The following is a 26,840-nucleotide window of genomic DNA, read 5'->3' on the forward strand; positions in this document are numbered from 1 at the left end:
GCAGATTTTTAATTTTTAATTTTTAATTTCTTCAAACTACATTTTACCTTTCTTGTTCAGTACTTCTAACTTTTGATCTAAATACTTCACGAATTCTTCTTTTGATTTAATTCCGTTTGGTTCTTGTTCCCAAGCGCCTAAAAAGTAAAAAGAAGTAGCTTTCGTAGTAGGTTTAAAAACCAAAAGATAATCTAAAGTGGTATCTTCCACATTTTCAATGGTATTTGTTTGATAAAAAATAGCCATTCCTAATTTATCCGGAACCAATGATTGCTCACCGTAAGTCGCTAAATAAGCCCATTTTTTATTTTTGCTTTCTTTTTTAAGCAATTCTGTATTTTTTTGCTTTACAATTCCCGTACAAATTCCTTTAATTTCTTTTGATGCCTGAATCGTGTGCTGCGTGTACAGCTGATCTGGTTTAATGGTTAACACTGATGTAAAATCGATTTTATCAGAAGCCGTTTTCCATCCGTAGTAATTCACTTTTACACCAGATTCGTTTGTTTTATTTACCACAGTTGCAATAGTTGAATCTACTTCACGAAAGTGTAATTTTTCATTATTTAAATAACGATCGATAGACCCAATTCCGATTCCTTTTCCGGCTTTAAGAATATCTGCACCCCAATCGCTCATTTCATGATACGAATCAAAATTATCCTGCCCTACAAGTGGTAAAATATTCGCTGAAGTTTTCTTTCCAAAAATATCAATAGCATTTCTCCAATCCAGGTATAAACGATATCCTATTCGATTACTCTCCCAACCCGGACCTTCGTAACGAATATCAAAAGAATGGTCTGTATGTTCAGGAGCAAGTTTTAATCGATCCACATTTTTAAAAACAGTTCCTCCAATGTATTTACGTCCTTCCCATTTCCCATCCGTTTTCGCAGATATTTCGGCATACGTTTTCGCCGTCTTAATGTCATATTTTTGAGCATTAACCGCTGTAACTCCAACTAAAAATAAGGTTACTAATGTGATTTTTGTTTTCATTTTTATTATAATTATTTGAATATTCTGTCTAAAAATTGGGTGGTGTACTCTACCGTTTCGTCAAACCAAGGCTGAAAAAACCAAAATGAATGAGGTGATTTTTTGATTGTTTTGACTTCATTATAAATCTTATTTTGATTTAAAATCGCAATCATATCATCTCGTCCTGCATGAAACCGGTCAAAACTGCTATTGATAAATAGTGTTGGCGGTGTATTTTTATCAACATGACTTAATGCCGACGCTTGTTTCCAGTTTTCCGGATTTTCCTCATAAGTTCCGTTCAACCAAAAAGCTGCCATTTCTCCTTCTTCTGATTCTGGATGTTTAAAAGCTAATATTCCATCAATATCAATAATTGCCTGTACTTTTGAAGATGATTTACTTTTATACTTCGCATCTTCAAAAGCTAAATCTTCGTTGGTTGTACCAATCAAAGCTGCCATTTGTCCTCCCGAAGAGCAACCTAAAACGGCAATTTTGTCTGGATCTACATGGAATCTTTTTGCATTATCTTTGATAAATTTAATAGCATTTTTTACATCGTAAATCGCCTGCGGATATTTTGCCTCCAGTGATAACCTATATTCAATTGCGAAACAAGAATAACCTTTTGTCGTTATTTCCTGTGCTAAAACTCGCATTTGATTTTTATTTCCTGATCTCCATCCCCCACCATGAATCATGATTACGCCTGGATTATTTTTTTTGTTTGTATTAAAAAAAGCATCCAAATGCAATGCTCTGTTTTTGTCTTTATAATAAATTACATTCTCAATTTGTTTATCATTTACTCCTTTATTTGCTTCTGCAATTTTTATAGAAGGATATTTTTTAATTAGTTTGACGTAAGTACTTTTTACGGTGTATGACGTATCAATACTATAAACTTGTGCTATAATACCCTGATAAACAAACAATAATACTAACAACATTCTTTTCATTTCAAGCGAACTATTATTTCGTTAAGAAAGGAGCCCGATTCATGATCGAACTCCTTTTTAACTTCTTCAAAAAAACAATTTCTCAAAAAATTATCAATTACTAATAACCAGGATTTTGAGGAAAATTTTTATTTTTATTCAAATCAATTGCTTTTTGAGGAATTGGTCTTAATAATTTTTGATTCGGAGCAGTTCCAAAATCGACTAATTTAATTTTATAATTATTGCCTGGTACTCGTGTTGTCAAAGTACCTGTTCGTTTTAAATCAAACCAACGATTATACTCACCTAACATTTCTCTTGCTCTTTCATCCAAAATGTAATCAATATTAAATTCTGCAGGAAGGGCGCCAGTTACTCCTGCTCTGGTTCTTACGGCATTTAAGCGTAATAGCCCCGTTGCAGGATTTCCTGATTTAAGATAAGCTTCAGCAGCAATTAAATATGTGTCTGCTAATCTTGCCAGGATAATATCTCTTGTACTTACAGCTCCAGTACCCAGTGGTGTCGATAATTCTGGATCATCAAATTTTTTCACAGGTATAGTACCAGCATCATTAATCCATCCCGGAACAGCAACGCTTTCTGCACCGTATTCTCCATATCTATGGTATCCTCTCGGCTCTCCATTTGGTCTATTAGGTTTTTGTAAGTCAGGATGTGAAGCTATATAAGCAGCTCTTTGAGAAGGTGTATACCCTTTTGGCTCATAAAAATGTAATGTTTTTAATGTGCTCAAAGTACTGCTTCTGTAATAAGGAAAATATACAACAGTTGAAGATACTCCGTTTGTTGTTTCGGTACCTGAATAAATTGTGGTCATAAAAGTTGCATCCCATCTTTTGTCATTTGGCCCCTCATAAAGATCTAAAGCATACTGTGTTGGTAATAAATTTTGACTTCTCTGTGGCGCACCAACATTGGTTCCTCCTAAATTAGAACTATAATAAGAATATTGTCTGTTACCAAGAGTGGTTGGACTAGTACTTGTTGAAGCTTTGTCATATTGAACAGAAAAAATAGTTTCTGCATTTAGATCATTTCCAGGTTTAAACAGTTGATCAAATGGCAATACTAATGGCTGTCCTGCAATAGCTGCATCTGCAAAAGTAGCTGCTGTAGAAAAATCTGCGGGCTTACCATAAGATTGGTATCCTCTTGTTAAATATACTTTAGCCAATAAGTCATTTACAGCTCTCTTGTTTACTTTTCCTGATGTAGCATAATTTGCTATTCCTACAGTTGCTAAAGAAGCATTCAAATCTTCAATAATTTGATTATACACTTCTTCTTCTGTATTTCTGTTAAAAGATGTATTTTCAGTACTCACTATATGATCATTAACAATAGGTACTCCTCCATAAGCCTGAACCAACAAGAAGTAAGCATTTGCTCTTAAAAATCGAGCTTCACCTACTAATACATTTAAATTAGATGTTTGCTCTGTAATTGTTGAATAATACAATACTTTATTTACTGATTGTATTTGAGAATAACAAGATACATATAACTCTTCCACATTGTTAGATGAAGGTACAAGACTGGCATAATTACTTAAAGGCGATTCGGGATTAAAACCTTCAGCATACAAATCAGTTCCTCCCACAAAAAACCATGGATTATTTCCATAAATTTCTTTTAATCTTGCATAAGTAGAATTCACTAACAATTGAAATCCACCTGAGGTTCTGTATGTTTCATCAGCCGCAGGATAAGACAAACTTTTTTCATCTATGTCACTACACGAAGTAAATAGTGAGGCAATTACTCCTAAAATTATTATTATTTTTTTCATTTTTTATTTTATTAAAAGTTAACACTTAATCCTAATTGTGTAGTAATAGAAGATGGACGGTTAATACCTATCGCAGCTCCTGCCCATTCAGGATCGTAACCATCAAAATCAGTAAAAACAAACGGATCTAAAACATTAATGAAAATTCTTAGATTACTAAGTTTAAGTTTTTGCATTAAATCTGAATTTAATGTATAACCTAATGAGATGTTTTTTACTTTTACGTAAGATGCATCTCTGTAAAATGCATAACCAACAAGACCTGTATTTGTTGTCTCGAGATAAGTCGCACCTGCTCCATTACCACCCGCTGTAGGACCAGGTCTTGGAGCATTGTTTGAAGCATTTGGAGTAACACCAGCACCATTGGTTGGTACAAAATAGTCCATTTTTACCCTTTGACGGTTTCTGTCTGTAACATCTGTAAATTGTCTATGAAAAGGACTATATACGGTTTGTCCCTGGCTCGTAATAATAGAGAAATTGAAATCAAATTGGCCAAATGTCATTTTAGAATAAAAACTTCCCTGCCATTTAGGAACGCTACTGCCAATTACAGTTTTATCGTTAGCATCAATTTTATTATCACCATTCAGGTCTTTTAATTTACCATTACCAGGTTTAGCACCAAACAAAGCAGCCTGAGTAGCTTCGCTTTCTTGCCAAACTCCATCATAAACATAGTGGAAATTAGGATTTAATTCTGAACCAAGAATTAAATTATTTCCTATATCACTTGTTTCTTGGTAATTAATAGAAACTAATTCATTTATATTTTTACTAAATATGAATGTTGTTTCCCATTTTAGTTTTTCTAACTGAATGTTTTTAGTTGTTAATGAAACTTCAACACCTTTGTTACTAACTGAACCTACATTGTCAAATGTTCTTGCGTAACCCGTTTCATAAGGAAGTTGTCTGCTATTGATTACATTAGTTGATAATCTGTCATAAACGTCGACGCTTCCTGAAATTCTGTTTTTTAGTAATCCAAAATCAAGTCCAAAATTTACTTCTCTAGTTTTTTCCCAAGCTAATTTTATGTTGGCTAAATTTTTTGATTGCCATCCTGCAACAAGATTCGATCCGTTCGCATAGAATGTTTGTTGGTCTAAAAGTGCCTGCGACGCATAAGCATTAACATTGTCATTTCCTGTATACCCCAAACTAGCTCTTAATTTCAAGTCAGAAATAATGTTGCTGCTTTTTAAAAATGACTCTTTGCTAATTTTCCAGCCTAAAGCTACTGATGGAAAACTTTCCCATTGATTTCCTTTTGATAATACAGATGAGCCATCCCATCTGTTAGAGGCGGTTAATAAATATTTATCCTTGTAAGCATAATTTAAACGTACTGCATAAGATTTTAACTCGTTTTTTACATAAGGTGTTTCTGGTGTTGGAGCAACAAAAGAATAAGTTGAAGGTGCTCCTGATGGAATATTGTAAATTCCTGATTCAAAAGGCTGATTACTTGAATATAAGTATGAATTTTCATCCTTATTGGAGTAGGTACTTTGCAATAATAACATACTAAAATCATGTACTTCATTAAAAGTATGCTTTAGATCCAGCTGATTGTCCCAAGTATAATTGAAATTATTGTAATTTCTAATTGATGAAGAATTTCCTTTTACTAGAATTCCCTGATTTGTATTAGCGGTATTGGATATACCTGTAACAGAATTTACTATACCTGCAGCAAAAGTTGTTTTAAAGCTTAACCATTTTAGCATTTGGTATTGAAAATAAACATTACCAACAGTTTGCCATGTTTTTTCTGTTTGTGAAGAGTTTGCAATTTCCATTAATGGATTGACATTACTAGTTCTGTCTAAAATAAGGGTGGTATTACCAGGTTGCGTTATTTTACCAGGTTGTAATGTTAATTGTCCTACAATATCATTTCCGTTAGCATCAACAGCCCAGGGAGACAAAAGTGTAGGCAGCCTAAATGCATCCTGCATTGCTAAATCACTACCTAATTGGCTCTCAATACGCGCTACAGTAATGTTTACACCAGTAGAGAATTTGTCATTTATTTTATGATTTAAACCTAATTTAAAAGAATATTTGTCCGTTGAATCATTATCAATAAGTCCTTCATCACTTTGTAAACCAAGTCCTATGTTATAGCTTAATCCTGACTCTCCACGTCCCGAAATGTTTAAATAATTATTTTGGGTTACACCAGGTTTAAGTATCGCATCAACCCAGTCATAACTAAAACCTTCATTGTATCTTTTAACTAATAAAGGACTATTACCTGTAGAAGCAGTTGCAAGTGCCTGAGGTGTTTGCGAAGTTGCTGGATAAGATAAAAATGCAGATTGATTAAATGCATACCACTCTTGTGAATTCATAAATTTCGGTAATCTCGTAGCTGTCTTAGTTCCATATGATGTATTAAAACTAACATTAATTCCTGCTTTAGCTGTTGTACCACTTTTTGTTGTTACAATCACAACCCCGTTAGAAGCTCTGGAACCATATATTGCTGCAGAAGAAGCATCTTTTAATACATCCATTCTGGCAATGTCCTGAGGGTTTAAAAAGTCGATATTATCCAGAGGCACACCATCAACAACAAACAAAGGAGTCGATCCTACAGCTGTAGAATTAGTACCACTAGTATCAGATAGCAAAGAGTTGTTTCCTCTGATAACGATTTTGAATCCATCGCCTGCACGCCCTGAAGCAGAAGAAATTTGAACCCCTGCTGTACTTCCTTGTATAGCTTCTAATGGATTTGTTGTATTTCTCTCAGTTATAGTCGCCGCACTTATAGTGCTTACTGTACCTGTAACATCTGATTTTTTCACAGTACCATAACCTACAACAACCACCTCATTTAGTGAGTTTGATTGTTCAGAAAGACTTACATTGATTTTAGATTTTCCGGCAACACTTACTTCTTGTGTCTGAAAACCTAAATAACTAATTATTAAAATGGCTTTGTTATTTGTCACATTAATTTTAAAACTTCCCTCAAAATCTGTAGAGGTACCATTTTTAGTTCCTTTCTCCTGAACATTTACACCTGGTAGTGATAATCCCGCGGCATCTGTAATTTTCCCTTCTACCACAGTAGATTGAGCATGTATTGTAGTACTCACCAGGAAATTCAGGAAAAATAAAAATACTAGATTGTATTTTATTTTTTTCTTTGATAATTGTTTAAAATTCATAGTTTGGTTAAATAGTTTTGGTTAAATTGATAGTTTTAAATTTTTAATGATTTTCTACTTTTTGTTCATTCGCATTTGTATTTATAAAATTGATATTCTTTACATTTTTTAGTAAGTAGGGTTGTCCTACTTTAGCTATTACTACATCTTTTAGTGTAATATTTTCTACTGGAGATTCTTCATACCCTTCTGCCCAAACTCCGTATTTTCCACCGTTTTTTACTTTTATATTTTCAAGGTTTATATTTCTTACTGTAGGTATAAAATTTCCTGTTTGCGAACCGTATACGTTATAAAACATTGTTACACGCAAAACACATTCTTTTACGGTACCTACCTCAAGATTTCTCACATAAATATCCTCTACAACACCACCTCTTTTTGAATTTGTCTTAATACGAATTGCACGATCCAGATTAGGACTGTCCATTATGCAATTCTCAACAAAAACATTATTTACACCTGCAGATATTTCGCTTCCCATGACAACTCCGCCATGTCCATCGATCATTTTACAATTCTGAACAATAATGTTTTTACTTGGTATTGCTACCCTTCTTCCATCAGCATCACGTCCGGATTTTATGGCAATACAATCATCACCAGTATTAAAAGTGCAGTTTTTAATAAGTACATTTTGCGAATATTCAGGATCGCACCCATCATTGTTAGGTCCGTGACTATTTACCGTTACACCATCAATAATGATATTATTTGTTTTTATAGGATGTAAAATCCAAAACGGAGCATTTATTACAGTGATGTCTTTTACTAAAACCGTATTACATTCAAAAAACTCAATAAAATTGGGGCGCAAATAGCGGCCTTCTCCAAAAACTCTTTCACTAACCAGAACACCTTTTTCAGCCATTTCAATTAAAACTTCACGGTTTTGAGGATCATTCTGAGATGGAATTCCTTTTTTCCAGCCATAGTCCTTACCTCCTGACCAAATCCACCAATTTGTATCGTCAGCCTGACCATTAAGCGTTCCTTTTCCTGTTATGGCAACATTGGTTTTATTCTTGGCATATATAAGAGGAGAATAATTCATAAGTTCAGTTCCTTCCCATGAGGTATGAACCATCGGATAATCTTTTGGATTTATACTAAAAAGAATTTCGGCATTGTCTTCTAAATGTAAATTCACATTACTTTCTAAATGTATAGGCCCTGTTAAATATTTACCATTAGGAACTAAAACTTTCCCGCCACCATTCTCAACACAAGCTTTAATTGCTTTTTCAAAAACCAATGTATTTGAAGTTTTTCCATCAGCTACTGCACCAAAATCTTTTATATTGAAAGTTTTATCAGCAAATTGAGTTTTAGTAATGCTTTTTATAATTAATTCCAACTTTTTCCAAGGATCTGAATCAGAAACTGTCAAAGTTTGCTTTGTACATGATAAAGTCATTAAAGCCACTGTTACAGAGATTAAAACTGTTTTGAATGCTATAATCTTATTTATAATCATTTGAGTAAGTTTTATTATTTGATAGTCAAAACTATATATATATGTAATCGATTACACGAAAGTATAAAATAAGTTCGACCGCACCAAATTTATTTGTAAAAAATTTATATATTTAATTTTTATTATGAATTATAATTACAGTTAATGTAAAAAAAAGCATAATTTATTGTCATTGTTGAACCGAAAACGTTTTAATTATAAATTATGGTAATCGATAACAATTTATGTTTGTTATAAAAAAAAATGTATTTTTGTCTGAGATTAATTCGAAAACCTTTCTTAATGAGCGAAAAAATAACTATTTACGATATTGCCGAAAAATTAAATATCACTGCCGCTACTGTTTCAAGGGCTTTAAACAACAATCCGAAAATAAAGGAAAGTACACGAGAGTTGGTTATCAAAACTGCCGCTTCGATGAACTACAAGCAAAACAAACTAGCTTTAGCGTTAAAAAGTGGTCGTAGTAATAATATTGGCGTTATTGTTCCTCGTATAGACAGCAATTTCTTTGCATCTGTTATTAGAGGAATCGAAGAGGAACTTCATCCTCATGGTTATCAGGTAATTATTTGCCAAACTCATGAAAGTGCAAAAAGAGAAAATGAGAATTTATATACATTAATAGATGCGCAAGTGGATGGTATCCTTATGTCAGTCACTGATGTTACTGGTGAAAACAGTGGTGCTTTTCAAAACGTATTACAAAAAAATGTTCCTCTTATCTTTTTTGACAGAAGCAAACATATTGATGGAGTTAGCTCAGTAACCATCAATGACTTTAAGGGCGGATACATCACAACAAAGCATTTAATTGATGAAGGCTGCAAATGTATTGCACATTTATCCGGAGATCAGTCTCTTGAAATTTTCAAAAACAGATTTTTAGGTTACAAGCAGGCTTTATTGGATAACGGAATGGAATTTAAGGAAGAATATGTTATACCCGTTAAAAGTTTTGTTGATGCGGGCAAAGATGCAGTAGAAATTTTATTAGAGTTAGAAACCCCGCCCGATGCTATATTTTCATCTAGTGATTTCGCTGCTTTAGGTGCAATTCAGGAATTAAGATCAAGAAATATAATTATCCCTAAAGATTTTTGCGTAGCTGGTTTCAGTAACGAACCATTCACTAAATTTATGGAACTGTCTATAACTTCTGTAGATCAGTCACCACTTGAAATGGGAAAAATGTCAGCACGTGTTTTCCTGGAACAAGTAGACAAAACCGAAACCATTAAAATAGAAAAAAAGGTTGTTTTAGCACCAGAATTACACATTCGTAAATCTTCGTCAAGATCTAACTCTTAATGTTTTTTTTGCCATATAAGTTGTATAAGCTCATTTAACAGTGAGCTTGTTTTTTTTTTTTAACCATTAAGATGTTAAGAATATAAAGCTTAGCTTAATAAAACTTAATTTTCATCATTAAGAGATGAACCTAGAACTTAACTTTCTTAATATCTTAATGACTAGTCCTAAATAATCGATACAGATTATTAGACAAATATATTTAATTAGACACCTGTAATATTTTTTATTGCAGGTGTTTTTCTTTTATAAGTTCTCATCTTTACTACACTTTGTTGATGCATTTGACTTGGAGTGAGCATATAATTAGAGTAATGTGGTCTTTTGTTATTATAAATATCAATTGCATTTTTCACTAAAACCTTCATTACAGCAAGTTTTAGATTAAACTTATCAATATTAAATTCTTGTTTTAAAATTCCATTTATTCTCTCAGCTACTGCATTCTCATAGGGATCAGAGTTTTGGGTCATACTACATTTTATATTGTTTTTATGTAATAGTTTTTGATATTCATCAGAACAATATTGTATTCCTCTATCTGAATGATGTATTAATGTTTTGCCTTTATCTCTGCGTTTTTTTATTGCATTTTTTAAAGCTGTTAAACTACTATGAGCATTCATATTATCTGCCACATTAAAACCCATTATTCTTTTAGAGTAAGCGTCAGTTATTAGACTTAAATAACATGGATTCTTTCTTTTTCCAATATAGGTTATATCTGATACCCAGACTTGCTCTGGTCTACAAATCTCTAACTCTAATATTTGATTTTGATGTTTTCTAAATCTATGATGAGAGTTTGTTGTTATATGGTAAGAACGTTTTGATATTATCAATAAATGATTTGCTCTAAGTATATCTATAAATTTATCTCGGCCTATTTTAAGTTGATTCAACTCGCTTTTTAAAAGATAATACAATTTTCTTGCTCCAATTCGAGGCATTGTATTTCTAATTTCCAAAACCATATTAACAACTTTTGAAGCCAAAAGCTTCTTATCGCAACTTTTTTTTACTCGACGATAGTAAACCTGTCTGTCAATCCCGAACAAAGTACAGGCAAACATTATTGTTTGTTGTTGTTCTTTTTTAAAATGGTCGATTGTTCGGGTGGTGAGTTTTTTCGAATGTCAATTTGATATTCTTTTTCTGCTATATCAATCATCATATCGAAAATAATAGCTTTTTTATCAGCAACGAAAGCCTGCTGTTCTAAAAATGCTCTTTGTTTTTCCAATAACTTCACTTTGGCTTCAAGTTCCATTATTTTCTGTTCAGGAGATTTTTGCATAAGAGAAGGTGTTTGATTGTCCCAATCAAAGTTACCGAATTTTCGAAGCCATTGAACAATTGTTGAACGTGATTGAATAGCATAATCTTTCTTAACTTGAGAAATTGAGGTTTTTCCCTGTTCTATTTCTTGAACAATTTGAAGTTTTAAAGACATACTGTAATCTTTCTGTGTACGCTTAACATAGCGCAATTCTTGATCTTTTTCCATAATGATACTTTTTGTGTATCGCTATTTCAGGACAAGACATAATGGTAAAAAAAAAAACTCACTGTTTAGTGAGTTTTTTTTTATATTTTGTTATTAAAGCGAAACTCCTCTTTTCCAAGGAATAAATACATCTTGTTTCAACTGGTCTGCTTTTGTTTCTACGTTTCCGCTCGCCAATTCTATAATGTAATCTACTATTTCTGCTCCAACCTCGGTAATGGTTTTTTCACCAGTAATCACCGTTCCGGCATTTACATCGATAATATCAGACATTCTATTAATTAATGCCGTGTTCGAAGAAATTTTTACAACGGGTGCAATCGGATTTCCCATCGGATTTCCTAAACCCGTGGTAAATAACACAACTGTTGCGCCCGATCCAACCAATCCTGTGGTACATTCTGCGTCATTTCCTGGCGTATTTAAAAGATTTAATCCTGGTTTTGAAATATATTCTCCGTAATCTAAAACATCTACAACAGGTGAAGTTCCACCTTTTTTAGCTGCACCAGCAGATTTCATTGCATCTGTAATTAATCCGTCTTTGATGTTTCCCGGAGATGGATTCATATCAAACCCTGAACCTGCATCTACAACTGATTTTTCAAAAGCTTTCATTAAAGTTAAAAACTTATCTGCTTTTTCTTCGTCCACACATCGGTTCATCAATTCTTGCTCAACGCCACATAATTCTGGAAACTCTGCCAAAATTGTTTTCCCTCCCAAAGCTGCAAAAATATCTGAAACAATTCCTAATGCCGGATTAGCTGAAATTCCTGAAAATCCGTCAGACCCTCCACATTCTAAACCAATACTTAGCTTTGAAAGAGGAGCAGGTTTGCGTTCAATTTTGTTGGCTCTTTTAATGGCTTCATAAGAATCTTTAATCACCATTTGAAACATTTGATCAGTAGTTCCAATTTGTTGTTGCTCATAGATCAAAATTTCTTTATCACTATTCGGACTCATTTCTTTCAATGCATTTTTAAAAATATCAACTTGCAAATTTTGGCAACCTAAACTTAAAACAGTTGCACCTGCAACATTTGGGTTGTTCACATATCCTGCAAGCAGTTTTGCCAACAATTCTGAATCTTGTCGAATCCCTCCACAACCACCTTGATGATTGATAAATTTTACTTCGACATTATCTAAAAGATTTTCATTTAAATTTTTATCCGAAACTTCTTCTACGCTTTTTTCTTCAATTAAAGAGCGTAACAAATTTTTATAAGAAACTTCTTTTTTGGGCATTAATTCATTTTCGAAAATATCTTTCAGTTTTTCGATATTTTTGTTTTCACAAAAAACCAATGGAAAAAACAACCAAACGTTTTTGGTTCCAACTTGTCCATCAGTACGGTGGTATCCGTTGAAAGTTTTGTCTTTCCAACGATCTACATTTGGTGGAGTCCAACCTAAATTTCCGTTTTTACCAAAAACTTTTTCACTTTGATGTTTTACATTTTCAGTGGTAATTACTTCTCCTTTTTTTATAGGTTTAGCAGCTTTTCCCACCAAAACACCATACATTATAATATCATTACCAATTGTAAAATCTTGCTCTGCGATTTTATGTTTTGCTTTAACATCAGTTGTTGGTGAGACGGTAGTTCCTTCAAACATAATTTGTTCGTTTTGTACCAAATCGGTTAAAGCGACAATTACGTTATCTGCCGGATTGACTTTTATTAATTTTTTTTGCATGATCGTTTTTTTTTAAAGTAACTAAGTTTCTAAGGTGCTAAGTCGCTAAGATGCGTCCCGAAAACTTAGAATTTTAGAAACTATTCCAATTAATAGTGTTTGCTAAAATTAGCAAAACCTTTTTCTATTCCGTTTTCTTCAATCTCATTTAAGGCCAGTACCAAAGCTTCAGATAAACCTTTTACCTGAGTTAAGTCTTCACCCCAGAATTCAGTATTAGCCAATATTTTAGCTACAACTAAATCTGTAGCTTTTAATTGCCAGGCGTTTTTAAATGCTTCAACTATCTCCGGAGAATCTTTTACAGGTAATGCTTCGTTATTCCAGGTTCCTTTGTAGAACTGAATTAAACTTGCTAAAGAAAAAGTCAAATTAACAGGCAATTTTTTGTTAGTATTATAATATCCTAATAAACTTGGTAAAACTCTTACTTTGAATTTTGAGATAGAATTTAATGCGATATCAGCAAGTGCATGTTTGATAAATGGATTTTTAAATCGGTCCATTACCTCTTCAGAATAAGCGGTAATTTCATTTTTGTCCATATCAAGCGTTTCACTAATTTCACCAATAACGCTGTTTACGAATTTTCCGGTAAAATCTCCGTTAACCGTTTCCATTACTAATTTATTACCATATAAAAGTGAAAAAGGAACCATTGCCGTGTGCGCACCGTTTAGAATACGAACTTTAATCATTTTAAAAGGACGAATATCATCAACGATTTTTACATTCAAATCTGTTTTATCAAAAGGTAATTTTGCTTTTAAATCATCGCCACCTTCAATAGCCCAAAGGAAGAAAGGTTCAGCAGCAACAATTAAATTATCCTGATAATCCAATTTGTTATTGTATTCTTCAATTTCAGCTCTTGGATATCCGGGAACAATTCTGTCAACCAAAGTACTGTGATACGTACAAGCATCTGACACCCAAGTTTTAAATTCATCCTCTAATTTCCATAAATCAACATATTGTAAAATATATTTTTTAAGCGTCTCTGAGTTATAATCAATCAATTCACAAGGAATGATCGTTACCGCTTTAGAAGCATCTCCATTGAAATGTTTGAATCTTTCATATAATAAAACAGTCAACTTTGCAGGAAATGAAACTGGCGGCTGCATATCCGGAGTATCGCTTTCAATGAATTCAATTCCAGCTTCAGTAGTATTTGAAACAATAAACTGAAGTTCTTCTTCTTTGGCTAAAGCCAAATAATCTGCAAATTCAGTATACGGATTTATCGCTTTTACAATGTTCGTAATTAACTCAATATCTTGTATTTTTTCACCTTTTTTGATACCGTTCATAAACAAAGTATAAAGACCGTCCTGATCGTTAATCAGGTGTACCATACCGTCTTTCAAAGGCTGCACCATTGCAATACCGGCATTAAAATCAACTTCTTTATTTAGTTTGTGAAATGCGTAATCAACAAAAGCTCTCAGGAAATTTCCTTCTCCAAACTGAACTACTTTTATTGGCTGTAATTTTTCTAATCCTGTATTTTTTCTGTTTAACTGTTTCATTTTAAATCTTTAAAGTGTTATAAATAACCACTAAATACCTTATTGCTGTTTATTTTTTTTCGCTGTAAAAGAAACATTACACTTGTATAAGGAAAGTAAATTTTGCTGTGAGGAATGACAAAATTTATTTTTCAAGTGTAATGTTCTGTTACAATCTCTAAAATCTAAAAAAACTCTTGTAAATAAGGATTGGTATGATTACTCCTTATTTATTTTTAATATTTTTGATGATATCAAGAACCTCGCTTACTTTCGTTTTTAAGCCATCATAATCCTCTTTATCTAATATATCTTTCGAAATTAATTGTGAACCTATACCTACGCAAGTTGCGCCGGCAGTCAACCATGAAGTAAGGCTTTCTACGGTTGGTAAAACACCTCCGGTAGGCATTATATTTGTCCACGGACATGGCCCTTTTATGGCTTTTATAAATTCTGGTCCGTAAATGTCTCCGGGAAATAATTTTACGATTTCACATCCTAATTCTTCCGCTCTTGCAATTTCAGTAAGCGTACCGCAACCTGGCGACCAAAGTACTTTACGTCGATTACAAGCTATGGCTATATCTTCTCTAAAAACAGGAGTCACAATAAAATTAGCTCCTAAACTCATATACAATGAAGCCGCTGCTGCATCACTTATAGAACCTACACCCAACATCATTCCCGGCAATTCAGCCAAAGCATATTTATTTAAAGCTCCAAAAACTTCATGTGCAAAATCTCCTCTGCTTGTAAACTCCATTAATCGCGCACCACCATCATAACATGCCTTTAGTACTTTCTTGCTTACTTCTATATCTGAATGAAAAAACAACGGAACCATTCCGTTCTCTTTCATTTGTAAAGCCACTTCAATTCTTGAATATTTTGCCATCTTTTCTTAATTATCTTGATACTAATGCAGAACCATCTCCATCTATCATATTTTCAACTTCTTTTAAAGTAACCAGATTATAATCTCCTGCAATGGTATGTTTCAAACAACAAGCCGCTACTGCAAAGTCTAACGCTCTCTGGTTATTATTTTGATATTGCTGTAATCCGTAAATTAATCCGCCCATAAAAGCATCTCCACTACCAACACGGTCAACTACTGGTGTAACTTCTTTAACAGCTGCCTGATAAATAGCTTTTCCGTCAAACAAAATACCTCCAATTCTTTGGTGTGATGCACTTACAGAATAACGTAATGTAGTTGCTACTGTTTTTAAATTAGGAATTAAATCAAATAGTTTCGTATACAAAACCGGGAGCGATTTCTCATCCTGATAATTTGGGTTCACTTTAGGTATTCCTAACATGAAATAAGCTGTATCTATATCTCCCAAAATAACATTACTATATTTTAACATTTCAGGCATAACATCACTTGGAGTTTTACCATATTGCCATAATTTTGATCTGTAGTTCAAGTCGCAAGAAATGGTAATTCCTTTTTTATGAGCTACTTTAATAGCTTCTAAACAAGCTTCTGCAGCACTTTCTGAAATTGCAGGCGTAATGCCGCTCCAGTGAAACCAAGTCGCACCTTCAAGGACTTTTTCCCAATCAATTGTACCTTTCTGAATAGTTGCCATAGAACTGTGTGCACGATCATAAACCACGTTACTGCCTCGGGTTCCTGCACCAGTTTCAAGAAAATAAATTCCTAAACGTTCACCTCCATAAACTATGTTTTTAGACTCTACGTTCATTTTTCGCATTTCTTTTAATGCCGAAGTACCAATTTCATTCTCAGGTAATCTTGTTACAAATTCTGCGTTTACGCCATAATTCACCAAAGACACACAAACATTAAATTCACCTCCTCCGTACGAAGCACCAAATGCTGTAGATTGTGAAAAACGTAAATGCCTTTCTGTCGAAAGACGCAACATAATTTCTCCGAATGCAACTACTTTACTCATATTGTTTTTATTGTTTTACCAGTAAATTTTTCTTTTTTTTACCATTAAGAGATTAAGAAAAATTAAGCTTTATACTTGAACGTTTTCTTTTTCACCATTAAGATATTAAGAAAGTTAAGCTTTACGTCTTAATGAAACTTAATATCTTAATGGTTCAAAACTTTTTAAAAATCCTTAAAGATTTAAAAATATTAGAATTTGAAATATTCTTTTGCGTTGTTATATGAAATATCTGAAACTAATTTTCCTATCCATTCCATATCGTTAGGTAATTCTCCGCGTTTGATTTCATCTCCTAACAGATTACACAAAATACGTCTGAAATATTCGTGTCTAGGGAAAGATAAGAAGCTTCTTGAATCAGTTAACATCCCTACGAAACAACTAATTAATCCCATGTTTGAAAGAGCATTTAATTGTTTAGTCATTCCGTCTTTCTGATCTAAAAACCACCATCCTGAACCAAACTGTACTTTTCCGCGAACACTTCCGTCATTGAAGTTTCCAATCATGGTTGCCATTACTTCGTTATCTGCAGGATTTAAATTATAGATGATTGTTTTAGTCAGCTTATCTTTACTATCTAAAGCATTTAAAAAGCTTGATAATTTTTGCGCTTGCGGATAATCTCCAATTGAATCCCAACCTGTATCAGGTCCTAAAATTCTGTGCATACGTGCATTATTATTACGTAATGCCCCTAAGTGAAATTGCTGCACCCATCCAAATTCATGATACGTTTCAGATAAGAATACCAAAACAGCACTTTGGAATTTTAAAGCTTCTTCCGGTGATATAATTCTGTTTTCTCTTTTCTTTTTGAAGATTGAAGAAATTTCATTTTCTGTAAATTCTTCAAAATAAATCTGATCTAAACCGTGATCACTTAATTTGCATCCATTTGCATTAAAAAATTCAATTCTTTTTCTTAATGCAGCCTGCAAATCAGCAAAAGTATTAATTGCAATACCGGACACATCCCCTAATGTGTCCAGATATGCATTATAACCATCATTAGAAATTAAGATAGCTTTATCAGGTCTGAAAGCTGTACTCATTTTAGTTCCAATAGGATTTTTAGATAGTTTCTGATGAAACTCTAAACTATCAATAGGATCTTCTGTAGTACAAACCAATTCAGCATTAACTTTTTTAAGCAGGTTTTGTGTACTGTAGGCCTGAGAATTAATTTTTTCTGTTGTTTCGATGTAAATTTTTTCTGCTGATTTTTCATTCAACAAATCATAAATATCAAAATATCTGGCTAATTCTAAATGCGTCCAGTGATATAAAGGATTACGCATCGTATACGGAACTGTTTTTGCCCAGTTTAAGAACTTATCTTTATCTGAACCATTTCCTGTAACAAATTGCTCGTTGATCCCCAATGTACGCATCGCACGCCATTTGTAATGATCTCCGTTTATCCAAACCTGTGTTATATTGTCGAAAATTTTATCTTCGGCAATAAACTGTGGATTTAAGTGATTGTGATAATCAATTATGGGTTGATTTTTTGAGTAATTATGATATAACTCTTCAGCGAATTTATTCTCAAGTAAAAAGTTATCGTTTATGAATGTTTGATTTGCGCTCATTTCTTCTTTCTTTATTATTGCGAATTACTCGTTGGATGGTTTTCCGATAGTCGCTAAAATTCCACCATCAACATACAGGATATGTCCGTTGACAAAATCACTTGCTTTTGAAGACAAAAATATTGCAGCACCTTGTAAATCTTCCGGATCTCCCCAACGTGCAGCAGGTGTTCTACTGATAATAAACTCATTAAAAGGATGACCATCTACTCTAATAGGAGCTGTTTGGCTTGTTGCAAAATATCCCGGTCCAATTCCGTTCGTTTGGATATTAAATTTAGCCAATTCCGTAGCCATATTTTTGGTTAACATTTTTAAACCTCCTTTTGCTGCAGCATAAGCACTCACAGAATCCCTTCCTAATTCACTCATCATCGAACAGATATTGATTATTTTACCCTGTCTTCTTTCGATCATTCCTTTGGCAACTGTTTTAGACATGATAAAAGGACTTACTAAATCTACTTTTATAACGGCTTCAAAATCTTCCACTTCCATTTCAATCATAGGAATTCTTTTTATAATTCCTGCGTTGTTGATTAAGATATCAATTGGACCTACTTCGCTTTCGATTTTATTTATATTTTCGATTACAGCTACTTCATCAGTTACATCAAATACATATCCGTAAGCTTCAATACCAACAGATTTATATTCTGCAACTGCGTTATCTACTGTTTCTCTTGATGAACGATCATTTATTACAATTTTTGCTCCTGCATGACCAAGTCCTTTTGCCATAGCCATTCCAAGACCATGAACTCCTCCTGTAACAAGTGCAATTTTTCCAGTTAAATCAAAAAGGTTAATTGACATAATTTTTTATTTAATTGTTATTAAGTTATCTTAATTCAGTTATTTTACAAACATCCATATCTCCGTAATCTAAGTTCTCTCCTGCCATTCCCCAGATAAAAGTATAATTACTTGTTCCAGATCCTGAATGAATTGACCATGGTGGAGAAATTACCGCCTGATGATTGTTCATCCAGATATGTCTTGTTTCCTGAGGTTGTCCCATGAAATGACAAACTGCCTGATTTTCCGGAATATCCAAATAGAAATAAACTTCCATTCTACGATCGTGTACGTGAGCCGGCATAGTATTCCAAACACTTCCCGGTCTTAATTCCGTCATTCCCATTTGTAATTGACATGTCGTTACAACGCTGCCAATAATCATTTGGTTTACTGTACGATGATTTGCCGTTTCCATCGTACCTAATTCTAATTTATTTGCTTCTGCCAAACTTACCTTTACTGTTGGGTAAGTAGTATGAGCCGGTGCCGAATTGATGTAATATTTAGCAGGATTTTTGCTGTCATCACTTTTAAAAATCACTTCTTTATTACCGCTACCGATATACAAAGCATCTTTAAAACCTAGTGCATATGTTTTTCCTTCTACTATAATAGAACCACTCCCTCCAACATTAATAATTCCGATTTCTCTTCTTTCTAAAAAATAGGATGCTTTTAGCGGATCAATAGTTTCTAAGACTAAATCACCTTTTACCGGAACTGCAGAACCAGCTATATATCTATCATAGTGAGAATAGGTTAAAACAATCTCATCTTCCTGCATTAAGTCATCAATTAAGAATTCGCTTCTTAATTCCTGTGTATCATACTTTTTTACAGCTTCCGGGCTTGACGCGTATCTTGAACTATATTTTGTCATAATTTTTAATTTAATGTAATCGATTGCACAAAATTAGATTTTTATCTTTAAAAAATACATTTTCAACTATTAAAATTTTCCAAATATTACATTCCCGTAATCGGACTATACTTAGGGACTAATGTTTTCATTACTATCCAGCCTGTTAAGTAACATACCGCACAAATAGAGAAAATGATGAAATAACCTGCTTCAATACCATGAAATCCCATAAAAGACATATTAGTTTCTTTAGCATGATCAAACAATAATCCTGAACCTTTATTGATGATAGTAGAACCAACACCTCCTGCTAATCCTCCAATTCCTGTGATAGTGGCTATTGCTTTTTTAGGAAACATATCTCCAACAGTTGTAAAAATATTTGCTGACCATGATTGGTGAGCTGCGCCTGCAATACCTATAATAATTATAGGAATCCAGTAACTTATATATCCAAGCGGTTGTGCAATTAAGGCCAATAAAGGGAAAAATGCAAAAATTAACATCGCTCTCATTCTTCCTTCATATGGGTTCATACCTTTTTTCTCTACAAAATAAGTGGGTAACCATCCTCCAACAATAGAAAGCAGGGTAATCATATATAACACAAATAATGGTAAGGCAGCCTGAGTAGAATCCATCCCATAAACAGAACTTAAATAAGCTGGTGTCCAGAACAAAAAGAACCACCAAACCCCATCGGTCATAAATTTACCAAATGCAAAAGCCCAGGTTTGTTTGTATTTAAAACACTCGACAAAAGAAACTTTAGTAGTAGTTTCCGGAACATAACCAACTAATTTACTATCAGCAACATCATCTTGCTGAATATACTCTAGTTCAGCAGCACTTACTTTTGGATGTCTCTCTGGCTTATCATACATGAAAACCCAAAATCCCATCCATACAAAACCTAAAGCTCCAATGATAATAAAAGCCATTTCCCAGCCGAAAGATTTTGCAATAAAAGGAATTGATATGGGAGCTGCTAACGCTCCAACCGTCGCTCCTGCATTAAAAATACTGGTAGAAAATGCTCTGTCTTTTTTAGGAAAATATTCCGCTGTAGTTTTGATAGCGGCCGGAAAATTTCCTGCCTCACCTACCGCCAGAACAAAACGGGCAAATATGAATAATGTAACACTTACATTAATTACTAATCCTGTGTCCTGTACCAGGCCTATTGCGTCTTTTGCTCCTTCAAATCCTACAAACCAATTTCCTGTAATTATTCCTGCTGTAGCAATACCGCAAAAAGCATGTAAACAAGCTCCTAAAGACCATATCCCGATAGCCCACAGAAATCCTTTTTTAGTATCCAGCCAATCTACAAATCGGCCTGCAAATAATAGAGAAACAGCATAAAAAATTGAGAACAATGCCGTTATATTCCCATAATCGTTATTGGTCCAGTGAAATTCCGGCGCGATAAAATCGCTCCAAGTCAATGAAAGTACTTGTCTGTCTAAATAGTTAATTGTCGTAGCAAAAAACAGTAAAGCGCAAATACTCCAGCGATATGTTCCTGTAGATTTTTTGGACTGATTGGTAATAACTGTGTCTGGTGGTTGGTTCATAGTAAAATTGAATTATAAAATTGATATTTTTTTTGCAATATTAATTTACCCATAATCTTAAAGGACAATAAAAATTAATTTGCTAAAATTTGACAAAACAAAATAATGTAATCGATTGCACAAATATAGTTTTTAATCTTTATATTCCAAATATATTATATAAAAAATTATTTTAACTAAATAAATAAACATATAGAACAAAAAAATCTATTCAAAATTACACATTAAACAATATATATGTTAAAAGCAGACATATGAAATTTGTCCTTTTGAGGGGGTAAAATTGTACCAAAAATGGATACTTAAAAATCAATTATCACGTCTATACCTTATGTCGTAATAAAAAGTTCTTTTTAACATTTTTTCAAACATAGAAATAGTCGAAAAATAGCTATTTTTGAATCTTTGCTAAAAAAAGCACATTTTAACTAATTCCTTATAAAATTGAAAAATTCAAAAAAACAGTTTCTGAAAAAAAAGGTAACTATACTTGTTTTGCTTATAAGCATTTCACTTCAGGTAAAGGCTCAAAATAATGTGATTATACCACTTTGGAATAAAATACCAGATGAAATTAAAGCACCGGATTACAAGGAAAATGAAAGTATCAAAGATGGAAAAGTTCTAAGCACAAGCTTAGTTTCCGTGCCAACACTCAGTATCTTTTTACCTAAAAAGATCAAACCCAATCAGGCTGCAGTTATTATTTTTCCCGGCGGAGGATATCAACATCTGGCAATTGATAAAGAAGGAACTAAAGTAGCCGAATGGTTTAATAGCCTGGGTATCGCTGCTATTGTAGTAAAGTATCGATTACCAAGTGATAAGATAATGAAAAACAAAAACATAGGTCCTTTGCAAGATGCTCAGGAAGCCGTGCGTTATGTGAGACAAAATGCTTCAAAATATAATGTTGACGCAAACAAAATTGGAATCTTAGGATTTTCTGCAGGAGGGCATTTAGCTTCAACGCTGGCGACGCATTACGATGATAAAATATATGAAAGTAGTTTTAAAGTAAGTGCACGTCCTGATTTTTCTCTTTTAATTTATCCCGTAATATCCATGCAAAATGATATTACACACAAAGGATCACAAATTAGTTTATTGGGCGAAAATCCTTCTCAGGAATTGCGTGATTCATTTTCGAACGAAAAAAGGATAAACGCACAAACTCCACCAACTTTTTTGGTACATGCAACAGACGACACGACTGTTTTACCTGAAAATAGTATCAATTTTTACTTAGCGCTAAAAAATAATGGCGTTCCTGCTGAATTGCATATTTACGAAAAAGGCGGACATGGTTTTGGTTTGGGCGTAAAAGACACTAGTAAGTTCTGGACACGAGATTGCGAAGAATGGCTTAAAAATCATGGATACAGCAACTAAATTAAACTAATATAAAAGGCAAAACTTATAAGTTTTGCCTTTTATATTTTATCAAAATAACTGAGAGAAAAAATTAAACAATTTACCTTTTTCTAAGTTTCAACTTTCATTCATATTCTACATCTGCAACTTTTAGGTACGAATATATTTTACAGGATTTTATCCAAAAAAAAGGGTCTTTAAATTCAGTTAAATAAATAACCAAATCTAAAAACCCTATAAAAATTAGACTTTCTCGTATGTCTTGCAAACTTATACTAAGAATTCACTATGAAATGAACAAGTCAAATTTTCATTCTAAAAAAAATGTTTCTCCAAAAACAGTTAACCTATAGAGAATTAACAAAGCTGTTTAAAAAGGCAAAAACAACCTCTGTATTAATTTCTATAACACAAATCTACAAGCTACTTTATAGAAAACATTACGGGTTTCCACATTTGGACTATATTTTTTTCTATTATTTATAATCATTCAAGAATAATTAATTGGTTTACTATTAGTTAGCACCCTCTTTTTTTACTATTATAACACCACTTTTTAAATTAAAAAAAAGAATCTTTTACAAAATAACAGTACAAAAATCCTTTATCGAATTCAAAAATAAACACTTAACAACTAAAAAACTATAAGATTAATTTCTTGTCCTGGATTAAGCCAGGGTCTTTTAGCTTCGTATTACATTTGCTAAATAAATGCATAGTTCTTTTAAAAACTGAATCTAAAACCTGAAACAGACACTTCGACTAAAGTTTTATTTCTTGTCCTAGATTAAGCAATGATTTTTGAGTTAACCAATACATTTGTCAAGCAAATTATTAGTTTTTGAAAAAAGTTACTGTCTTAACCTGAAAACATTAAATCCGAGAAAATTATTTCTTGTTCTAGATTAAGAGAAGATCATTTAAATAACAAATACATTTGTAAAACAAATTACAAGTTCTATTAAAACTGAAAAACTAAAAACTAAAAAACTTAGCAACTTAGTTCGTTGTAGACTTTAAAAAAAGCGATTATGAAAACTCTTGAATTCTTATTACTTGGAAAAAACGAAGCGATACTGGCCATTTTACTTCGACTTGTAAATGCAGATGAAAACTGGCATGCAGTTGCTTTTCATCACGAGAATGATGCTCAGGAATACTTTCAAAATCACAAAATCGACATTGTTCTTTTGAGTTCCGGAATCGAAGATCATGTCGAAAAAAAGTTCACTTCTTTTTGTTTAAAACAACAACCTGAAGTCGAAGTAATTGAACATTTTGGAGGAGGAAGCGGTTTATTAAAATCAGAAATCCTTCACCGATTACATCTAAAAGGAAAAATTTAGGTACCGCAGTTTCCTTTTTAAAAAACCAAAAAAGCTTTAAAACTTTTCATTTACGAATATCCAAAAACAAATTGGCGATATATCGTTAGGACATTTATTGCCTTTTTTGAAAAAACCTTTAAAATCAAAACATTACAAACAAAGCATTTAATGTGAATGCAAAACACTGAAAATCAAATACAAAATATTTTAAAAAACCTTTTATTCACAATAAAAATAAATTATCATGAAAAAATTAATCCTTACCGCAGCATTATTATTTGTAACTTTTATTGGATTCGCTCAAAAACCAAGTCCGGCACAATTAGATCCTTTCAACCACACATTAGTACTTATTGATTACGAAAGCCAAATGGCATTTGCAGTAAATAACATTCCAATTGATCAACTTCGTAACAACACCGCTTTAGTTGCCGGAGCTTCAAAAATATTCAAAGTTCCTACCATTGTAACAACAGTTGCAGAAAAATCATTTAGTGGACCCGTTTTTCGTGAAATCGAAGAATTTTATCCAAAGGCAACTTCCAATTACATCGATCGTACATCAATGAATACCTGGGAAGATATTCCTGCTCACAAAGCTATAGTTGCAAAAGGTAAAAAGAAACTGGTTTTTGCAGGTTTATGGACAAGCGTTTGTATTGTTGGACCAGCTTTATCAGCAATCAACGAAGGTTATGATGTGTATGTAATTACAGATGCAAGCGGAGACGTTTCTAAAGAAGCGCACGAAATGGCCGTAACCCGTATGGTTCAGGCTGGTGCTCACCCGGTAACTTCATTACAATATTTATTGGAACTACAACGTGACTGGGCTCGTCAGGAAACTTATGTACCTGTAACAGATTTAGTTAAAAAATACGGTGGTGCTTATGGCGTAGGTGTTCAATATGCTCACGAAATGTTGAAACATTAATTAATTTTCAATTAAAAATTGGGAATTAAAAATTAAAAATCTACGATTGTTTTGTCTTTTCGACGAAGGAGAAATCACACATGAAACTCGACATCGATTACTTATACTTATGGGGAGTTCTACTGCAATTCCCAAATATTTTTAATTTTTAATTCCTGATTTTTAATTAAATACATTCAAAACCAACTAAAAATACCACAACCATGAAACTCTCTTTCAAAATACTAGCTTTTCTTTTCATCATTTCCCTGCCTGTTTTCGCTCAAGGCAAAAGAGCCACACTTATCGTTCATCATGCTGTAATTCATACGTTAGACGATAACAACACGATTGAAGAAGCAATGGCCGTTTCGGATGGAAAAATCCTAAAAACCGGAAAAAACAGCGAAATTCTAAAATTAAAAGACAAAAACACAACTGTTATCGATGCCAAAGGAAAAGTAATTATTCCTGGTATATTTGATTCTCACATGCACATCATCCGCGGCGGAAGATTCTTTAATACCGAGTTGCGCTGGGATGGTGTTCGTTCTCTAAAAAGAGCTTTGGCAATGCTAAAAGAACAAGCACAAAGAACGCCAAAAGGCCAATGGGTTCGCGTTGTAGGCGGATGGAATGCTTATCAGTTTGAAGAAAAAAGATTACCAACTTTAGCAGAAATTAATGAAGCTACAGGCGATGTTCCGGCATTTATTCTTCATTTATACGGTCACGCTTATCTAAACAAAGCCGGAATCGCAGCCTTAAAAATAGATGCCAATACACCAAACCCAAATGCGGGATTGATTGAAAAAGACGCCAACGGAAACCCAACCGGATTATTAGTGGCAGAACCAAACGCTTTTATTTTATACTCTACACTTGCTAAACTTCCGGAATTAACCGAAGAGGAAAAATTCAATTCGACCAAACAATTTATGACCGAAATGAACCGTCTTGGTGTAACAGCAATTATGGATGCAGGAGGCGGATTTCAAAACTTTCCTGACGATTATGGCGTAACAAACGGTTTATGCAAAGACAGCGATTTAACCATTAGAATGCCTTATTATTTGTTTGCACAAAAAGCAGGAACAGAACTAAACGATTATACCAAATGGATGCAGACGGTTGAAATTGGCGAAGGCTGTGACGATGATCACCATGCTAATAAAGTGGAATATCATGTTCAGGGCGCAGGAGAAAATCTGGTTATGAGTGCCGGCGATTTTGAAAACTTCGACAAACCAAGACCGGAATTAAGCCCGGCAATGGAAGGGCAATTAAAAGAAGTTTTATCTTTATTAGTTAAAAACAGATGGCCTTTTAGAATTCACGCTACTTATAATGAAAGCATCACCCGATTTTTAAATGTTATTGAAGACATCAACAAAGAAACTCCTCTAAACGGACTTTTATGGTTTTTCGATCACGGAGAGACAGTTTCTGTAGAAAATTTAAAAAGAATCAAAGCCTTAAACGGCGGATTGGCCATTCAGCACAGAATGGCGTATCAGGGAGAAAGCTTCATTAAAAGATACGGAAAAACCGCTGCGGCAAATACAGTTCCGCTTAAGAAAATTTTAGAATTAGGAATTAAGGTTGGAATGGGAACTGACGGAACCCGTGTAGCAAGTTACAATCCGTGGGTAGGTTTATACTGGCTGACAACCGGAAAAACTTTAGGCGGTTTAAAATATATGAATGACGAAAATATCGTAGACAGAACGACCGCTTTAAAATTATTCACATACGGAAGCGCGCAGTTAATCAATATTGAAAAAGACCGAGGAATGCTGGCAAAAGATAAATTAGCTGATTTTGCAATTCTTTCTGAAGATTATTTCAATACAGCCGAAGAAAAAATCTTAAACATCGAATCAAAACTGACAGTCGTAAACGGGAAGGTTATTTATGCTGATAATGACTTTAGAACCTTTGCAAACGAAAAACCAAAAGCGATTCCGGATTGGAGCCCGGTTAATTATTTTGGAGGTTATCAAAAAAACTAAAA

Annotated in this window: 20 protein-coding genes; 5 read left to right on the top strand and 15 right to left on the bottom strand. The window is 33.3% G+C overall.

From position 1 onward, the window contains the following. Positions 1–36 precede the first annotated feature (36 nt). From B0M43_RS20125 to B0M43_RS20145, 5 genes are all read right to left on the bottom strand, one after another. Positions 37–1,002, bottom strand: coding sequence for a DUF4861 family protein (locus B0M43_RS20125; RefSeq protein WP_078007937.1), 966 nt, complete (start codon positions 1,000–1,002; stop codon positions 37–39). 11 nt (positions 1,003–1,013) lie between these two features. Then, positions 1,014–1,937 (bottom strand): alpha/beta hydrolase, encoded by a 924-nt coding sequence (locus tag B0M43_RS20130; RefSeq protein WP_246860155.1) that lies wholly within the window; start codon positions 1,935–1,937, stop codon positions 1,014–1,016. Between the two features lie 109 nt (positions 1,938–2,046). After that, positions 2,047–3,741: a RagB/SusD family nutrient uptake outer membrane protein gene (locus B0M43_RS20135; protein ID WP_078007939.1), complete on the bottom strand. Its 1,695-nt coding sequence runs from the start codon at positions 3,739–3,741 to the stop codon at positions 2,047–2,049. A gap of 11 nt (positions 3,742–3,752) precedes the next feature. After that, the gene (locus B0M43_RS20140) at positions 3,753–6,929 is read right to left on the bottom strand and encodes a SusC/RagA family TonB-linked outer membrane protein (protein ID WP_078007940.1); all 3,177 of its coding nucleotides are present in this window, start codon (positions 6,927–6,929) and stop codon (positions 3,753–3,755) included. Positions 6,930–6,972: 43 nt separating this feature from the next. Next, positions 6,973–8,406 (bottom strand): glycoside hydrolase family 28 protein, encoded by a 1,434-nt coding sequence (locus tag B0M43_RS20145; RefSeq protein WP_078007941.1) that lies wholly within the window; start codon positions 8,404–8,406, stop codon positions 6,973–6,975. A gap of 282 nt (positions 8,407–8,688) precedes the next feature. Here B0M43_RS20145 and B0M43_RS20150 point away from each other — a divergent pair, with 282 nt between their 5' ends. Beyond that, entirely contained in the window at positions 8,689–9,717 is a 1,029-nt protein-coding gene (locus tag B0M43_RS20150) for a LacI family DNA-binding transcriptional regulator (RefSeq protein WP_078007942.1), read from the top strand. A gap of 206 nt (positions 9,718–9,923) precedes the next feature. Here the strand turns inward: B0M43_RS20150 and B0M43_RS20155 are convergent, their stop codons facing one another. From B0M43_RS20155 to B0M43_RS20195, 10 genes are all read right to left on the bottom strand, one after another. Next, positions 9,924–10,790, bottom strand: coding sequence for an IS3 family transposase (locus tag B0M43_RS20155; RefSeq protein WP_210418029.1), 867 nt, complete (start codon positions 10,788–10,790; stop codon positions 9,924–9,926). Further along, positions 10,790–11,224, bottom strand: a complete 435-nt coding sequence (locus B0M43_RS24675; RefSeq protein WP_210418026.1) for a transposase — start codon at positions 11,222–11,224, stop codon at positions 10,790–10,792. The genes B0M43_RS20155 and B0M43_RS24675 overlap by 1 nt, the downstream gene beginning before the upstream one ends. 93 nt (positions 11,225–11,317) lie before the next feature. Continuing rightward, positions 11,318–12,931, bottom strand: coding sequence for a UxaA family hydrolase (locus tag B0M43_RS20160; protein WP_078007943.1), 1,614 nt, complete (start codon positions 12,929–12,931; stop codon positions 11,318–11,320). Between the two features lie 89 nt (positions 12,932–13,020). Continuing rightward, entirely contained in the window at positions 13,021–14,463 is a 1,443-nt protein-coding gene (locus B0M43_RS20165) for a tagaturonate reductase (protein ID WP_065449033.1), read from the bottom strand. A gap of 205 nt (positions 14,464–14,668) precedes the next feature. Then, complete coding sequence (locus B0M43_RS20170) at positions 14,669–15,340, bottom strand: bifunctional 4-hydroxy-2-oxoglutarate aldolase/2-dehydro-3-deoxy-phosphogluconate aldolase (RefSeq protein ID WP_078007944.1); 672 nt, start codon at positions 15,338–15,340, stop codon at positions 14,669–14,671. A gap of 10 nt (positions 15,341–15,350) precedes the next feature. Beyond that, positions 15,351–16,373, bottom strand: coding sequence for a sugar kinase (locus tag B0M43_RS20175; protein ID WP_078007945.1), 1,023 nt, complete (start codon positions 16,371–16,373; stop codon positions 15,351–15,353). 191 nt (positions 16,374–16,564) lie between these two features. Beyond that, a complete protein-coding gene (uxaC, locus tag B0M43_RS20180) occupies positions 16,565–17,971 on the bottom strand; it encodes a glucuronate isomerase (protein ID WP_065449036.1) in 1,407 nt (468 codons plus the stop codon). A gap of 24 nt (positions 17,972–17,995) precedes the next feature. Continuing rightward, entirely contained in the window at positions 17,996–18,787 is a 792-nt protein-coding gene (locus B0M43_RS20185) for a gluconate 5-dehydrogenase (protein ID WP_065449037.1), read from the bottom strand. Positions 18,788–18,812: 25 nt separating this feature from the next. Next, entirely contained in the window at positions 18,813–19,652 is an 840-nt protein-coding gene (gene kduI, locus B0M43_RS20190) for a 5-dehydro-4-deoxy-D-glucuronate isomerase (RefSeq protein ID WP_078007946.1), read from the bottom strand. A gap of 86 nt (positions 19,653–19,738) precedes the next feature. After that, positions 19,739–21,211 carry an MFS transporter gene (locus B0M43_RS20195; protein ID WP_065449039.1) on the bottom strand — a complete coding sequence of 491 codons (1,473 nt, stop codon included), beginning with the start codon at positions 21,209–21,211 and terminating at the stop codon, positions 19,739–19,741. Between the two features lie 444 nt (positions 21,212–21,655). Here B0M43_RS20195 and B0M43_RS20200 point away from each other — a divergent pair, with 444 nt between their 5' ends. The 4 genes from B0M43_RS20200 to B0M43_RS20215 all read left to right on the top strand — a co-directional run bounded on the left by B0M43_RS20200 (position 21,656) and on the right by B0M43_RS20215 (position 26,838). Continuing rightward, the gene (locus B0M43_RS20200) at positions 21,656–22,603 is read left to right on the top strand and encodes an alpha/beta hydrolase (RefSeq protein WP_078007947.1); all 948 of its coding nucleotides are present in this window, start codon (positions 21,656–21,658) and stop codon (positions 22,601–22,603) included. Between the two features lie 1,013 nt (positions 22,604–23,616). After that, positions 23,617–23,931: a hypothetical protein gene (locus B0M43_RS20205; protein ID WP_078007948.1), complete on the top strand. Its 315-nt coding sequence runs from the start codon at positions 23,617–23,619 to the stop codon at positions 23,929–23,931. 226 nt (positions 23,932–24,157) lie between these two features. Further along, a complete protein-coding gene (locus B0M43_RS20210) occupies positions 24,158–24,847 on the top strand; it encodes a hydrolase (RefSeq protein WP_065449042.1) in 690 nt (229 codons plus the stop codon). Between the two features lie 203 nt (positions 24,848–25,050). After that, positions 25,051–26,838: an amidohydrolase gene (locus B0M43_RS20215; protein ID WP_078007949.1), complete on the top strand. Its 1,788-nt coding sequence runs from the start codon at positions 25,051–25,053 to the stop codon at positions 26,836–26,838. Positions 26,839–26,840 lie beyond the last annotated feature (2 nt).

Origin of the sequence: Flavobacterium sp. KBS0721 (assembly GCF_002007065.3) — a bacterium.
GTDB lineage: Bacteria > Bacteroidota > Bacteroidia > Flavobacteriales > Flavobacteriaceae > Flavobacterium > Flavobacterium piscis.